Consider the following 14,410-nt stretch of genomic DNA (forward strand, 5'->3'; position numbering starts at 1 on the left):
CCGCCCTGAGCGCGATCATGAGCGCGGGTGAAGAAGGACATCGAGTACGTCGCGTCCGAGACGTTCGGCTGCTCGCTCGCCGCGATGCTCCTCGTCGGCGAGACCCCACACGGTTCACGCGGCCCCGTGCGTCGTCGCGGTGCCGAGGTCGGTGATGAGATCGGAAAGGACGTGTTCCTCTTCGACGCGTACTCCCCGTTCGCTCATCGCCGTGGCCAGTGCGGGGTCCCAGGCGGTGGGCGAAGGGCGTCCGGTCAGGGGGGTGTCTGAGGCCGCTTCGCGGTAGGCGGCGGCGTCGTAGCGCCAAGGACGCCAGCCGATGCGGGTGCGGACGGCGGTGGCGATCGCGACTCCGCCCCAATCGAAGTCGCCGTGGTAGGCGAACTCGGCGGATCCGTCCGCGAGGAGTTCGAGCAGGCGCCACACCGCGGCCGATGGGCGCCCGTTGCAGCAGACCAGGGGCGGGCAGGACGGGCCGAGGGCGTCGGCCGCCTCGGTGAGCACCACAGGGTTCTCGCAGATCCGGACCAGCCCGGCGCGCATCGGGGCGGCTCGGCGGCGGAGCTGGCGCAAGGTCAGCGACACCGGTTCGCCGCGCATGGCGGCGAGCATCCGGCCGGTCGCCGTGGTGGTGTCGCCGGGAAGCCCCAGGCACAGAACGGTCGAGGACAGCTCGTCCAGATGCACCCCGACCGCGGCCCAGGTGCCGCGGCGGTTCTCAGCGCCGCCGTCCGCGGCGAAGGGCAGCCCGACGAGGGCGCGGGCGCTGGAGAGCGCCAGCGTGGCGAGGGGCCGGCCGTCGTCCAGGGCATGTGCGTCGCCGCAGGTCTCGGCGGCGAATCGGCTGAGGGGGACGTCGGAGGCCGGCAGAGCCCGCACGACCGCGGCCAGCCGCCGCAGCATCGCCGCGGCCTCCCCGGGTCCGGACGTCAGACGCCGGACGAGGCCGGAGGAGCCCAGCCGCTCGTGCCAGTCGGCCAGCTCGGGACGGCAGGCGACCGCCTCGTCCAGCGGGTCGAAGGCGGACGCCCAGGCGGCGGCCGTCTCGGCCCGCTCCCGGACCAGGTCGGGGACCGGACCGCCCAAGACCTCGACGGCGGCGGCGAGCCCGCCTGGAGAGGCACCGCTGGCCCGCAGCACACGGTCGACCTCGGCGAGGGAGACCGACAGCGATGCCCCGGCGGCGGCGCGACGGCCCAGGAGCAGTTCGACCGCCCGCCGCTGGGACGGGGTCGCCCCGGCCAGGGTGACCGTCCCGGAGAGCGCACCGCCGCGCTCCAGCCGGCGTCGGACCCGCTGGACCAGCCAGGCCGTGTCGGGGCCGCCCAGCAGCCGCCGCAGCCGGCCGGTGTCGGTCATCCGAACAGCCCCGCCTGCCCGGTCGCGGGCTCGGACTCCGGCCGGGGCAGGGGCGCGCGGGTGCGGTCCCGGCCGTCCCAGCGCCACGGGGTCACCAGGACGGCGTCGATGCCGTCACGCCGGGACAGCTGGCAGATCGCCAGGCCGGGTACCTGCGGATAGCAGCCCCACTCGCGCTCGCTGGTCATCACCACGTCCATGTCGAAGGTGGCGAGCAGGCCGAGGCACTTGGCGCGCGAGTCGTCGTCCACTCCGGCGAACGCCTCGTCGAGCGCGACGAGCCGAGGCGCGTAGGGGTTGCCGGCCGACTTGTAGTGCGCGGACGCGGCGGCGAACAGCGGCACGGACGCGGCGAGCACCCGTTCGCCACCGGACGCCGGCCCGGTCGCGGGACGCCACTGCCCGTCCTGGAGCCGCTGGATCGTGAACGCGTGCCAGGACCGGTAGTCCAGCGCGCGGGTGAGCTGCTCGGTCCACCCGGAGGACGGGTTGTCGGCGTGTTCGCGGGCTATCTGCTCTTGAAGGAACCGGCCGACCGCGGCGCGGTCGTCCAGCGACCAGGCGTCGATCGTCTGCCGCAGCCTCTCCCGGACACGGTCCAGCCCGTCCGGGGCGCCCTTCGCCGGCTTCCACACCAGCCGCAGCCGCATACCGGTGGACGTCGGACGGGACGCGAGCTCGGCGTTCATCTCCCGCACCTCGTCCTCGGCGGCGGCGATGAGCTCCTGGAGGGTGCCGGCGACCTCGTTCAGCAGGTGGTTCTCCAGGATCTCCCGTTCGCGGGCGGACAGCAGCAGCGCCCGATCCCCGATCTCGACGTCCAGGGCCGCCGCCAGACCGGGGACGTCCCGGGGGCGGCCCTGGAACAGCACGTCCACGACCATGATCCCCTCGCGGAGGGTCAGGCCGACCGAGTGGCCGTGCCGGGACATCGCGTCCGACAGCAGCTTGTGCTCCTCGGCCACCCTCTTCTGCACGCGGTCCCACGGGCCGTCGCCGTCGTCGACGGTGCTCAGCTCCGTGTTGACGGCGCGGGCCAGCAGCACGGCGGATTTGGCCGCCCACTCCTGCTCTGGGTCCGGGACGTCCAGGCCGGGCAGCGCGACGGCCAGCAGACCCGTCGCGGCGAACGCCCGGAAGGTTCCGACCGCCTCGTCGCGGGCGCTGGCGGCTTCGGTGATCTGGGCGCGGAGGCGATCGCGCGTCCCCTGGGCCTTGCCGCGCGCCTCCAGCGCCGACCGTTCCCGCCCGCGCGCCGCCGATTCGGCGCGGTCCCGTTCGGTGATGGCCTGTTTCACCTGTTCGAGCTGCCGGAACAACTCCTCGACGGCGGCGCCCGCCGTCTCGACCAGCGTCCGGTGCTGCTCGGCGGCCGTGACGGCCTGCCCGCGCGCCTCCGCGGCCCGCTCCGCCGCCTCCGCCAGCCGCCCCTGGACATCCGCCAGCTCCTCGGCGGCGTCGCGTGCCAGCTCCCGCGCCGCCAGCAGCCCCCGCGCGGCCGGCCACAGCTCGGCGAGCGCCAGCCGGTAGTCGCTGACCGCGTCGCGTGCCTCGGAGAGTTCGGCCTCGCCGGTCGGGAGGCCGACGTCCGAGGCGAACTCGGCGGCGTTCACCGTCGCCGCCGCGGCCTCCTCGCGCCGCCGTACCACGATCTTGTCGACGCGGACGCGCTCGGCGCCCAGGTCCTGCCGCCTGCGATGCTCACCCGCGAGGCGGACGTGCGCCTCGCGCAGGTCGGTGTCGCGCGGCACCCTCCGATGTTCGGCCGCCAAGATATTCTGCCGGGCCGACAGTGCTTCCAGTTCCCTGTCGAGTGCGTCGATCCTGGTGCGGGTCGCGTCGAGGTCGGCGCGGAGCCGGACGAGGCGGGCGCGCCGGCCGGCCTCGCGGGCGCCCTCGCCGATGAAGCGGGCTCCGTCCTTGCGCCAGGAACCGCCGAGGACGCCGTTCGCCCACCGCCCGTCCACCGCGACCCACGTCCGCGCGCCCGGCCCGAGACCCAGCCCGGCGAGGACGGCCCGCACGGCATCGTCACCGATGGCGGCGGCCCCCGGGTCGGCGCGGTCGATGGCGGGACGCAGCACCAGCGCGCACGACGGACCCTGGACGGCCTCGCCGGTCAGCACGAACATGTCGTCCTCCCCGACGAGGGCGCCGTCCGGTGTCACCCAGGCGTCCAGGACGCCGGACGCCTCCAGCGCGGCCTCCAAGCCGGCCCGGTGATCGTCCGGCACGGTGTCGGTGAAATCGACGACCCTCCACAGTGGCGCGCCCGGACGGCCCTCGCGGGAGGCGGTGCGCGTGTGGGGGACGGGCGGGACGTCGTGCTCGCCGGACTCCAGCCGTCCGATCTCGTCGAGGAGCGATTGCGCCGCCGCGTGCTCCGCCCGCCGCCGGGTCTCCGCATCGGCCACCTGGCCGCCGAGGGACGCGGTCGCCTCGCGGGCCGCGTCGTCCACGGCGCCGGCGGCCGGGTTCCGGCCCTCGGCGGTCACCGCCCACCCCTCCAGCTCCGCCAGGACCGCGTCCGGATCGTCCACCCGGATCTCGGTGAGCCCGGCGAAGTAGGCGACGTGGTCGTCCAGCAGCCGCGCGGCCTCCGCCCGCGTCCGCGCCTCGGCCGCGTCGATGCGTCCGTCCGCGGCTTGGAGTTCGGCGAGCAGCCGCTCCGCCTCGGCGGTGGCGGCATCCAGCCGGGTCCGGGCGGCGGCGACCTCCGCCAGCAGCCGGTCGAGCTCGGCCAGGGCCTGGGACCGGGCGGCGGCCAGGGCGCCGGTGGCCCGGTGCGCCCCGGCAAGGTCGGCCTCCCAGCCGTCCGTGGCCGCGGCGTGGGCGGGACCGCATCCGGCGGCCTTCGCCAGGGCGGCCGCCCCGTCCCTCACCGTGGTGAAGGTCGCTTCGGCCTTCTCCTCGCGGGATCGTGCCGTCCCGGCCCGGGACTGTTTGCGCTCCACCTCGCGGGCCAGCCCGTCGCGGTCGCGCTCGCGTGCCGCCGCGTAGGAGTTCCGGCGGCCCGCCTCCTCGCCCATCTGCTTGATGCGCTCGGCATCGCGCATCTCGGGGCTCGCCTCAAGCGCCAGCCGGCGCGCGCCCAGCCGCTTCTCCGCCTCTTCCAGCTCCTCCAGCAGCCGCGCCGCCTCTGCCAGCTCATCGTTCGCCGCGGTGAACCGTGTTTCCGCGTCGGTGAGGTCGCGGTTCAGATGTTCGTACCGGCTCTGCGTGAGACGCGGCCCGGCCGCCCTTCGCTTCGCCGCGATCCGCGCGTATCCGGTGTAGTGCCTGAGGAAGCCGGTGGCGGCCTTGTGCGCGTCCTCCAGGGCGTGCAGGGCGTCCCGTTCCTCGTCCAGGCCGCGGAACGCCTCCGCCACCGTCGTGATCAGCGTCGGGCTGAGCGGCGGCAGCGCCTCCGTCAGCGCGCGGGACAGCAGCCGCTCGTCCGGCTTCTTCGACAGCTGCGGTTGCCGGAGCTGGATCAACAGGTTGACCAGTGCCTTGTAACGGTGCTCACCGAGGCCGAACAGCGCCTCGTCGACGGCACGCCGGTATTCGGTCACACCGTCGTAGAGCATGCCGTGGCCGGCCACCGCCTCCCGCAGCTTCTCCCGCGTCAGCGAGACACCGCCCTCCGACACCAGCGACAGGTCCACGCCGATGCGGCGGGACGTGACGAAGAACCAGTGCCGGACGATCCCGCGGTCCTTGACCGCCTTCAGCCCGCAGCCCAGCGTCCGGTACTCCTCGGTGCCGTCCGGGTGGCGGCGCCCGAACTCCAGCCAGGTATAGCCGAGCCGCTCCGGATGCGGATGGCGGCCGCCGAGCAGCAGGTTCCACTCCATCCGCTTCTGGCGGTCGCCGTCCGGTTCGACCCGGTGTGGGGCCAGCTCCCCGTCCAGCAGGAACGGCAGCGTCAACGCCAGCACCTTCGACTTGCCGGTGCCGTTGTTGCCGCGCAGCAGCAGCCGCCCGTCGTGGAACCAGAACTCCTCGACGTCGTAGTAGAACATGTCGACGAGTCCGGCGCGCAGCGGCTTCCAGCGCTCGGACGCCGCGACGGGGACCTCCGTCACGTGTCGGCCCTCCTCGTGTCGTCGGTGAGGGGACGAGTGTCGTCCGTAACGGGACGATCGCCCGTGTCCTTCGGCAACTGCCCTGAGACCCGGACGGTCGGTTCCTCCACCGCGTAACGTGCGATCGCGGGTCGCGCCCTGACCCGGCCGGGCAGCTGCTCCACCAGCCGCAGCGCCGCCAGCTTCCCGAGCGCGATGCCGAGCAGCTCCTCCGCGGCGCCCGGCTCCGTCACCCCCTTGCGCCAGTACGTCCTGTGCCGGACGGCCATGTCCCGGACGAAGTCGGTCAGCTCATCCCATCCCGCCTCTTTCCGCCCGGCCAGGTACTCGGCGAGCAGCAGCGTCACATGCCCGTCCGTGCGCTGCTCGGGCATCCGCACGTCGGTCAGTTCGTCGTCCGGGTCGACCATCGCCACACCCTCGGCGCGCACCTCGGCGACCAGGCCGGTGGCCTCATCGATCCGGCGGGTGATCGCCGCGCGCTGGGACACCAGGTAGGCGCGTTCGGCGTCATCGAGGTCGTCGTAGTACACCACCGGGTCTTCCAGCAGCCTGCGGGTCAGCCCGCGCCGCAGTGTCCGGTTGCGCAGCTCGTCGGTGTCGGGGACGGGCTCGTCGGTCAGCTCGGCCAGCCGCTCCTCGAAGCCCGTCGCGACGACGGTGGACGGCCCCCGCACGCCGGTGAGCAAACTCGCGAGGACGACCCGGCGCACGTCGTACAGCACGTCCCCGGTCGCCGCCAGGTAGGACTCCTCGTCCCCGGAGACCCGCCGCAGCACACCCCATCCGAGCAGCAGCCGCACCACCGCGACCAGGTCGGAGCGCTCCGCCCGGCCGTCCAGGCCGAACGGGAACGCCAGACCGGGCTCGGCGGCCGCGTTCAGCACCTCTTCCGCGAGCCGGCCGAGCGTCGTCTGGGCGTCGGCGCGCTCCAGCACCGCCAGGGCCAGGCACAGCAGCACGTAGCGGCGCCGCCCGAACGGTTCCCCCGCCTTGCCGCGCGCCGGGTGGGTGCCGTCTTCCAGGGTCGGGGCCGTCTTGAAGAGCCGGGCCGTATCGGCGTCCACCTGGAGCCGCCAGCCCGTCTCCCGGCTCAGCCAGTCGCGTAACTCCGCCTGGTGCCTGCGGACCAGCGCCAAAGCCTCGGGGTCGGACTCGGCGGTCAGCAGCGGACGCCGTAACAGCGCCCGCAGCGCCGCCCTCCGGGCCGGGTTCTCCTCACTCATGCAGATCCGTGATCTCGATGAGGTGCTCAGGTCCGCTGAGTACGCCGTCCTCGGTCACGATGTGCACCTGCCCGCCGTGCGGGACGAGGGACAGCCGCACTTCCATGGACCCGTCCCCGGTGACGGCCTTCACCTCGGTGTCGCCGGGCAGCCGCACCGCGAGGGCGTCCCCCAGCAGGGACAGGAACAGCCGGAACGCCCGGGCGTCCAGCACTCCGAGCTCCGACAGGCGGACGGGCCCGTCGGTGCGGAGCCGGGTGCGCGCCGCAGCGGTCTCCGCGGCCTCCCGGTCGGCGCGCTCGCGCAGCAGCCGCCGCATCTCCGACCGGTCCTGGACGCGGTTGGGCTTGCCCCGCCGTTCATACGAACCGGTCCGGCGCAGCTGCGGCGAGATCCGCACCGGCGGCGCGTCCGCCCAGGGCACGCCCTGCGGTGCGTCCTGCTCCCATGCCGCCACGGTCACCGCGGTGACGGTCAGGTGCCGCGCGGAGGTCAGCCCGAAGGCCGCCCGCCACAGCCGGTGCGTCGCCGCCTCGTCCGGGGCCTCGGCGAACCAGCGGGCCAGCGCCCGGAAATCGGCCGACCGGTCCGAACGGCCCGAGCGGCGCTCGTTCAGCAGCCCGACCGTGTCGACCAGCTGCTTGATCGCCGTCACCGCCGACCGCCGCAACAGCCGCGCCTGCGATGGGCGGTCCGTCCCGCCGGAGACGAACCAGTCCCGCAGCCCACGCCACCGGTTGCGCCACGACTCGAGTGCCGCGGCCTCGGCGCGGCCGAACGCCTCGGCGGCGTCCGCGCCGGACGGAGCCGCGTCGGCCGCCTCCCGCCGGGCCACCAGCCCGAGCAGCCGCTCGTGGCCGCGCGCCTCCACCTCGTTCAGCAGCGTCGCGATCGTGGCCCCGGAGTTCGCCAGATCCGCGATGAATCGGTTGATGTACTCGATGAGCCGTTCCTTGTATTCGATGAACCCCTCGACGTCCCCGTCCGAGAAGTCGATGGCCCGCCGCAGCGACGCCATGAAGGCCTGCGCGTTGTCGGCCAGCGAGGAGAACCGGTCCGCCAGTGCGAGCAGCAGCAGGTGGAGTTTCGCCGGATCCGGGTCGTCCTCGCCCGCGAGCGCCGACAGGGCCGCGAGCCGGTCGGCGATGTCGGCCAGCGCCACCGACTGCAGCACTCCGCGCTGGCCGATCGCCTCCTCATAGAACGCGATCGCCTGCTCGGCCGCGTGACCGGCCGGGGTGAGCTGGAACAGGAGCCGCTTGCGGTGGAAGTCCTCGACGCTCGTCACCCGGCCGGTGTCGGCGTCGGCCCGCAGGTTCCCCCACTCCACGAGCTTCTCCAGTGCCTGCGCGAGCTGCTCGTCACTCTCGCGCCGCGACTCCGCCGCCACGTCCTCGGGACGCAGGTGGACGATGAACCGTTCCTTGGCCCGTGCGAACGAGCACAGCACGTCCCGGTAGAGCGCCGCGTTGGGAGCGCTGAGATGTGCGAACGGCTGCGGCCACGCCGCCCCCGAGCCCGGATCCGCCACCGATCCATTGTCACCCTGAACCCGCGTGAATGTGCCCACTCCGCCACACCAGGGCCCACGCGTTGCCAGATCGCCCGCCGAGACCGGTGAGCCGCTCCCGGCGGTCACGTCCTGCTGCCGCACTTCGCCACCTGGTTCCGGGCTGCGGCCGTACGCTTGAAAGCCTGTCGGAGCCGCCGTTACCGGCAATGGCGGCATGCGGAGGTGACCGGTTTCGATGACAGGACCGCTGGCGATGGAAGTGCTCTTATCGACGCTGTTGACGCTGGACGAAATCGGCGCGGATCTAGCCGGGCTCGCCATCAGTGTCCGGGTCGGCGGGGCGGGTGTCACCCATGCGCCGCAATGCCGGCAGGTCGGTAAAAGGGTCGCCGAGGAAGCGACCGTGCCCGTCAGCGAGCTTCGCGCAGGGGGTGCGATCCGGCCTTGCCGCACATGCGGCGGCGCGGTCGTCGGCGAACTCTCCGCCACCCAGTCCGAGCGGCTCGCGGCGCTCATCCCGGTCCTGGAGGAACGACTTCAGGAGGCGGCGGAAGTGGAGCGGGCCAAGCGGGAGGAGCAGGAGCGGATACGCCGCGCCGACGCGATCGACAAACGCGCCGGATACATCGTGGACGCCTGGGACTGGAAGGTCAAAGAGGAAAGGAGGCTCGCCTCCCGGTACCCACCGGAACGCCGTACCGCGGTCGTTCCCTGTGTCGACTGCGATGCCAAGGCGACCATCGCCTTCGATCCGCGGACCCTTGAGGTCTCCTACGTCTGCCCGTTCGATTCGGAACACGGGTTCCTCCAGCAGGACGGTGACCAGGAGCCGCTGACCACGTGGGTGCACCGAACAGAGAACGGCCTGGTCGCACTCGACCTGGTCGCGCCGGTGCTCGCCGGGGCGGACGACGCATGGGCCATGACGTTCGCCTCCCGGGTGGCGGATTACCGGACCACCGTTTCGTCCATGGAGGACTTCGACAAGGCACATCCTCCTCGGATGCGCCTGACACCGGACGTCCGATGCGGTGACTGCGGCGATCCCATGCACGTCTGGCCGGGCACGACCGGAAGCGAACCGAGGATCGAGGCGCACTACTCGTGCGACAACCGGCACCGGGACGGCAAGTTCAGGCACCACGAGAAGAGGCTCGTGGACGAGGAGATCGACTCGCTCCTGCACCGCACGCTCCGCGGGCATCCGTCCTGGGCCACCGCCAAGGAACTGGAGCCCGGCCAAGGCGAGATCGCCGCCTACGCGGACGACCTCGGGAGGAAGCTGGCGATCTTCGACGCACGTGCCGGAGCGGCGAGGAGGGTCGGTCGGCTCGTCCGGGCCAGATCGCGGCTGGAGAAGGAACTCGACCTGGTCACCAGGATCCGCGATCACGGCGCCCCTGCCACGGCGGACCTCACCCGATACGCCGCGGGCGGCTATGCCTCCTACACTCCCACCTGGACGTTCACCGAGCTCGCCCGCGCTCTGCTGACGGAACGCGTCGACGTCACCAAGCGGACCGTCACCGTTGTCACCCCCTTCGACGACGGCACGTCGCTGCAACGGCTCCTCCGCTCCCGCGAGATCAGGAACGAACTGGCCGAACTGCACGAACGCCGAGGAGCACTCGAACGGGAACTCGCCGATCTCGAAAAACGGTTCTGACCCTCTCCGGCACCGCGGCGGATGGGCGGTTGTTCAGCGGAGGGCCGGCAGGCCGGCGGCGAGGGCCGAGAGCAGGCGTTTGACGGTGGGCTGGAACGGGACACAAGCGGCGGCCAGGTCGGGTTCGCGGGCGTAGAGCTCGGCGAGGGCCGGCGGCGGATTCGACGCCGGGTACACCAATGCCGCCAATCCCGTGGCCGCCGCGACGAGCTCGCGCGCTTCGCCTTCGGTGAATCCGGGACGGGTCCGCGCGATGGCTTCCGTCAAGGTGCCGATGACGTCCAGTACGCACACCTTGTACGCGCGGGCCGCGTCGACGGTGACATTGTGCTCAAGGGAGGTCGCGCTGTGACTGAGCAGATCGCAGAACAGCGGGCGCTCGGCCAGTGTGTCGGTGAGCGCGTCCACGACCGCGTCCGGCGTGGGGGAGGGCGGCAGCCGGGCGAGGACGGCGTGCTTCCAGTCCTGCCATTCCCGGGCGGACAGTTCCAGATAGATCTCCTCGCGGGTGGCGAAGTACCGCGCGAGATTGGACTTGGCCATGCCGACGGCCGCCGCGACACCGCCGAGACTGACCTCGCGGACGCCCGATCGGAGCGCCAGCTCGCGCGCGGCGGACAGGATCGCCTCGCGCCGCTGCCGCTTGTGCTCCGGCCGCCTGGCCCGCAGAAACGCGTTCTCGGACATCGGCAGACATGATAGTCCCGGCAGGTTTAGAGAACAGCGTCCTCTTGTTAGAAGGACGCCGGTCTGTTAACTTGTCGATCACGAGCGAGCACAGGGATGAGGGGCAGGGGTGGAGATATCGCTGCGGGTCAACGGGGTCGCCAGGGAGTTGGACGTCCGGCCGCAGGTGAGCCTGCTCGACGCGCTGCGCGAGCACCTCGGCTTGACCGGGACCAAGAAGGGCTGTGACCAGGGCGCGTGCGGGGCGTGCACGGTGCTCGCCGACGGTGAGCGGATCAATGCGTGCCTGGCGCTGGCCGTGCAGTACGAGGGGCGGGAGATCACGACCATCGAAGGCGTGGAGCATCCGTTACAGGCGGCGTTCGTCGGCTTCGACGGACTTCAGTGCGGTTACTGCACGCCGGGCCAGATCTGCTCGGCGATCGGCATGCTGGCGGAGGTGAAGCAGGGCGAGCCCAGCGCGGTGACCGACGATCCGGCCGAGGCCGCCGTCGAGCTGGACGACGAGGACATCCGGGAGCGGATGAGCGGCAACCTGTGCCGCTGCGGCGCCTATAACGGCATCGTCTCCGCGATCAAAGAGGCCGCGGGGATCGCCGAGGCCGGGGAGGACGCGGGATGAGGTCCTTCTCCTACGGCCGCCCGTCCGACGTGCGGACCGCGCTGCGCATGATCTCCGACGGCGAGGGCGCGAAGTTCCTCGGCGGCGGGACCAACCTCGTCGACCTGATGCGCGAGGGCATCGAGCGGCCCGCGAAGATCGTGGACATCGGCCGTCTGGCGCTCGACGGGATCGAGGAGCTGCCGGACGGCGGCGTCCGCGTCGGGGCGCTCGTCCGCAACAGCAGGCTCGCGGCGGATCCGCTGGTCAGGACGCGCTATCCGGTCCTGTCACAGGCGATCCTGCACGGCGCGTCCGCGCAGCTGAGGAACATGGCGACGGTCGGCGGCAACCTCCTGCAGCGCACCCGCTGCCTGTACTTCCACGACAAGGCCGCCGCGTGCGGGAAACGCGAGCCCGGCAGCGGCTGCGACGCGATCGGCGGGTTCTCCCGCACCAGCGCGATCCTCGGCACGAGCGGGCACTGCGTCGCGGCGCACCCGTCGGACATGGCGGTGGCGCTGGCGATGCTGGACGCCGTCGTCGAGGTCGAGAGCCTCCGCGGCGTGCGGCGCGTCCCGTTCGCCGAGTTCCATCGCCTGCCCGGCGACACGCCCCACCTGGAGACCGTGCTGGCCGCCGACGAGCTGATCACGGCCGTCGAGGTCCCTCCGGTGCCGGTCGCGGCGAGATCGCGGTACCGCAAGGTGCGCGACCGCGCGTCGTACGCGTTCGCGCTGGTGTCGGTCGCCGCCGCGCTGGAGGTCCGGGACGGGACGATCGGCGCGGCGCGGCTCGCCCTGGGCGGTGTCGCCACGAAACCCTGGCGGGCGGCCGAAGCCGAGGGCGTCCTGCTCGGCGCACCGGCGACCGACGAGACCTTCCACCGCGCGGCCGAGGCCGAGCTCGCCGCCGCCACGCCCCGTCCGCACAACGCTTTCAAGATCGAACTGGCACGGCGCACGATCGTCGCCACGCTGCGGCGGCTGCGCGACGAGGGCGGCCCGGACGCGGACGGCCGGGACCAGGGCGGCCGGGACCAGGGCGGCCCGGACGAGGGCGGCCCGGACCAGGGCGGCCCGGACGAGGGGAGCGCGGCATGACCGTGATCGGCAAGCCGCTGGATCGCGTCGACGGCAAGGCGAAGACGACCGGCGCGGCCACGTTCTCGGCCGAGTACGCCCACCCCGGCCTCGCGCACGCCGCGCTCGTGCACGCGACCATCAGCCGCGGCCGCGTCACCGCCGTCCACACCGGCGAGGCGGAAGCGGTACCGGGCGTGATCGCCGTCCTCACCCACCACAACGCCCCGCCGCTGAAACCGGCGCCGAAGGTGAGCGCGCTGAACCTCAGCTCGTTCGTCTCCGGCACCTCGGTCGACTACCTCCAGACCGACGAGGTGCACTGGGACGGACAGCCGATCGCCGTGGTCGTCGCGGAGACCTCCGCCGCCGCGAGAGAGGCCGCCGCGCTCGTCCGCGCTGAGTACGCCCAGGTGGAGGCCGTGGTGGACTTCGCGGCCGCCGAGGCGGACGCCGTCCCGCAGCCGCGCAGCCTCATCGCACCCGGCGACGCGAGGAAGGGCGACGCCGAGGCCGCGCTCGCCGCCGCGCCGATCGCGCTGGACCTGCGCTTCACCACCCCGCCGCAGAACCACAACGCGCTCGAACCGCATGCCACCACGGCGGTCTGGGACGGTGACCGGCTCACCGTCCACGACGCCACGCAGGCGATCGACTGGTTCCGCGCGCACCTCGCCGTGCGCTTCGGGATCCCCGCGGCGGACGTCCGCGTGCTCGCACCGTTCGTCGGTGGCGGTTTCGGTGGCAAAGGGGCGATCTGGCCCGGCACCATCCTCGCCGCGCTGGCGGCGCGGGCGACGGGCAGGCCCGTCCGGCTGGCGCTGTCCCGTGAAGGGGTCTACCGGACCGTGGGCGGACGGACGGCCTCGATCCAGCGCGTCGCGCTCGGGGCGACCCGTGCCGGAAGGCTGACCGCGCTGGTGCACACCAGCGTCAGCCGCACCGGACGGATCGGCGGCCATCCCGAGCCGGTGACCAGCGCCTCCCGGCACCTCTACGACGCCGAGAACATGCTCATCCAGCAGAAGCTGGTACGGCTCGACCTGCTGTCGAACGCCGCGATGCGGGCACCGGGGGAGGCGATCGGCACCTTCGCGCTGGAGTCCGCGATCGATGAACTCGCCTCTGCGGTGGACATCGATCCCATCGAGCTGCGCATGCGCAACGAGCCGGCGGCCGATCCCCTGGACGGCACGAGGTTCTCGCACCGGATGCTGCGCGAGGCGTACAGGACGGGCGCGGAGAGGTTCGGCTGGGCCGCGCGGACGCCCGAGCCGCGCTCGATGCGCGACGGCCGGTGGCTGGTCGGGATGGGCGTGGCGTCGGCGTACCACCCCTCGACCTACCTCACCGCCGACCTCACGGTGCGGCTGTCGGCGGACGGGTCCGTCCTGGTGCGCTGCGGCTTCCAGGAAATGGGCATGGGCGGCGCGACGGCGCAGGCCCAGATAGCGGCCGACGCCCTCGGCGTGCCGTTCGAGGACGTCCGGGTGGAGTACGGCGATTCCGCGCTGCCGAAGGGACCGATCGCGGGCGGCTCCGTGCAGACCGCGACCATTGCCGGGAGCCTTCTGCTCGCCTGCGGGAAACTGCGACGATCACTGCGGACCATGGCGAAGCGGACGGGCGGCGAGGGCGTCCGGGAAATCCTGGAACGCGCGGACGTCCCTCATATCGAGGCCCGGATCGGATCCGACACGCGCTTCGGCAGGTTGTCCGGACAGGCGCGGTTCATGACGCGGTTCATGCGCGATCAGCGGCGCTTGGTGAGGGCCGCGGCCGGGGCGCATTTCTGCGAGGTGCGCGTCGATCCCGACACCGGCGAGATCCGGGTGACGCGGTGGACCGGGGTCTTCGACATCGGCCGTGTGGTCAATCCGAAGACGGCGGCCGGGCAACTGCGCGGCGGAATCGTCATGGGCCTGGGCGCGGCGCTGTCGGAGGCGACGCTCATCGACCCCCGCACCGGACGGATCATGAACCCGGGCCTGGCCGAGTACCACGTTCCCGTCCATGCCGACGTCCCGCCGATCGAGGTGCACTTCCTGGACGATCCGGACCCCACCATGCCGGGCGGCATCCTCGGCGCGGGCGAACTGGGCATCACGGGCGTCGCCGGCGCCGTGGCGAACGCCGTCCACCACGCGACCGGCATACGCGTCCGCGACCTCCCGATCACCCTCGACAAGCTGCTCTGACGCGTCGCGAC

9 protein-coding genes are annotated in these 14,410 nt (G+C 72.8%); 4 read left to right on the top strand and 5 right to left on the bottom strand.

Features of this window, described 5'->3' with window-relative positions:
- Nucleotides 1-114: 114 nt before the first annotated feature.
- The 4 genes from AGRA3207_RS22910 to AGRA3207_RS22925 are packed head-to-tail and all read right to left on the bottom strand — an operon-like array spanning nucleotide 115 to nucleotide 8,183.
- Nucleotides 115-1,359 (bottom strand): TIGR02679 family protein, encoded by a 1,245-nt coding sequence (locus AGRA3207_RS22910; protein WP_231329098.1) that lies wholly within the window; start codon nucleotides 1,357-1,359, stop codon nucleotides 115-117.
- Nucleotides 1,356-5,426 carry a TIGR02680 family protein gene (locus tag AGRA3207_RS22915; RefSeq protein WP_231329099.1) on the bottom strand — a complete coding sequence of 1,357 codons (4,071 nt, stop codon included), beginning with the start codon at nucleotides 5,424-5,426 and terminating at the stop codon, nucleotides 1,356-1,358. The genes AGRA3207_RS22910 and AGRA3207_RS22915 overlap by 4 nt, the downstream gene beginning before the upstream one ends.
- The gene (locus tag AGRA3207_RS22920) at nucleotides 5,423-6,652 is read right to left on the bottom strand and encodes a TIGR02678 family protein (protein ID WP_231329100.1); all 1,230 of its coding nucleotides are present in this window, start codon (nucleotides 6,650-6,652) and stop codon (nucleotides 5,423-5,425) included. Before AGRA3207_RS22920 ends, AGRA3207_RS22915 begins: the two co-directional genes overlap by 4 nt.
- Nucleotides 6,645-8,183, bottom strand: coding sequence for a TIGR02677 family protein (locus AGRA3207_RS22925; RefSeq protein ID WP_231329101.1), 1,539 nt, complete (start codon nucleotides 8,181-8,183; stop codon nucleotides 6,645-6,647). The genes AGRA3207_RS22920 and AGRA3207_RS22925 overlap by 8 nt, the downstream gene beginning before the upstream one ends.
- A gap of 259 nt (nucleotides 8,184-8,442) precedes the next feature.
- Here AGRA3207_RS22925 and AGRA3207_RS22930 point away from each other — a divergent pair, with 259 nt between their 5' ends.
- Nucleotides 8,443-9,831 (top strand): recombinase zinc beta ribbon domain-containing protein, encoded by a 1,389-nt coding sequence (locus AGRA3207_RS22930; RefSeq protein ID WP_231329102.1) that lies wholly within the window; start codon nucleotides 8,443-8,445, stop codon nucleotides 9,829-9,831.
- 33 nt (nucleotides 9,832-9,864) lie between these two features.
- Here AGRA3207_RS22930 and AGRA3207_RS22935 read toward each other — a convergent pair whose 3' ends face one another.
- Nucleotides 9,865-10,518, bottom strand: coding sequence for a TetR/AcrR family transcriptional regulator (locus AGRA3207_RS22935; protein WP_231329103.1), 654 nt, complete (start codon nucleotides 10,516-10,518; stop codon nucleotides 9,865-9,867).
- Nucleotides 10,519-10,627: 109 nt separating this feature from the next.
- Here AGRA3207_RS22935 and AGRA3207_RS22940 point away from each other — a divergent pair, with 109 nt between their 5' ends.
- From AGRA3207_RS22940 to AGRA3207_RS22950, 3 genes are read left to right on the top strand one after another with little or no spacing between them, the layout of a single operon-like run.
- On the top strand, nucleotides 10,628-11,140 hold the full coding sequence (locus AGRA3207_RS22940; RefSeq protein WP_231329104.1) for a 2Fe-2S iron-sulfur cluster-binding protein: 513 nt from the start codon (nucleotides 10,628-10,630) through the stop codon (nucleotides 11,138-11,140).
- A complete protein-coding gene (locus AGRA3207_RS22945; RefSeq protein ID WP_231329105.1) occupies nucleotides 11,137-12,222 on the top strand; it encodes an FAD binding domain-containing protein in 1,086 nt (361 codons plus the stop codon). The genes AGRA3207_RS22940 and AGRA3207_RS22945 overlap by 4 nt, the downstream gene beginning before the upstream one ends.
- Complete coding sequence (locus AGRA3207_RS22950) at nucleotides 12,219-14,399, top strand: xanthine dehydrogenase family protein molybdopterin-binding subunit (protein ID WP_231329106.1); 2,181 nt, start codon at nucleotides 12,219-12,221, stop codon at nucleotides 14,397-14,399. Before AGRA3207_RS22945 ends, AGRA3207_RS22950 begins: the two co-directional genes overlap by 4 nt.
- Nucleotides 14,400-14,410 lie beyond the last annotated feature (11 nt).

The organism is Actinomadura graeca, from assembly GCF_019175365.1.
GTDB classification, from domain to species: Bacteria; Actinomycetota; Actinomycetes; order Streptosporangiales; family Streptosporangiaceae; genus Spirillospora; species Spirillospora graeca.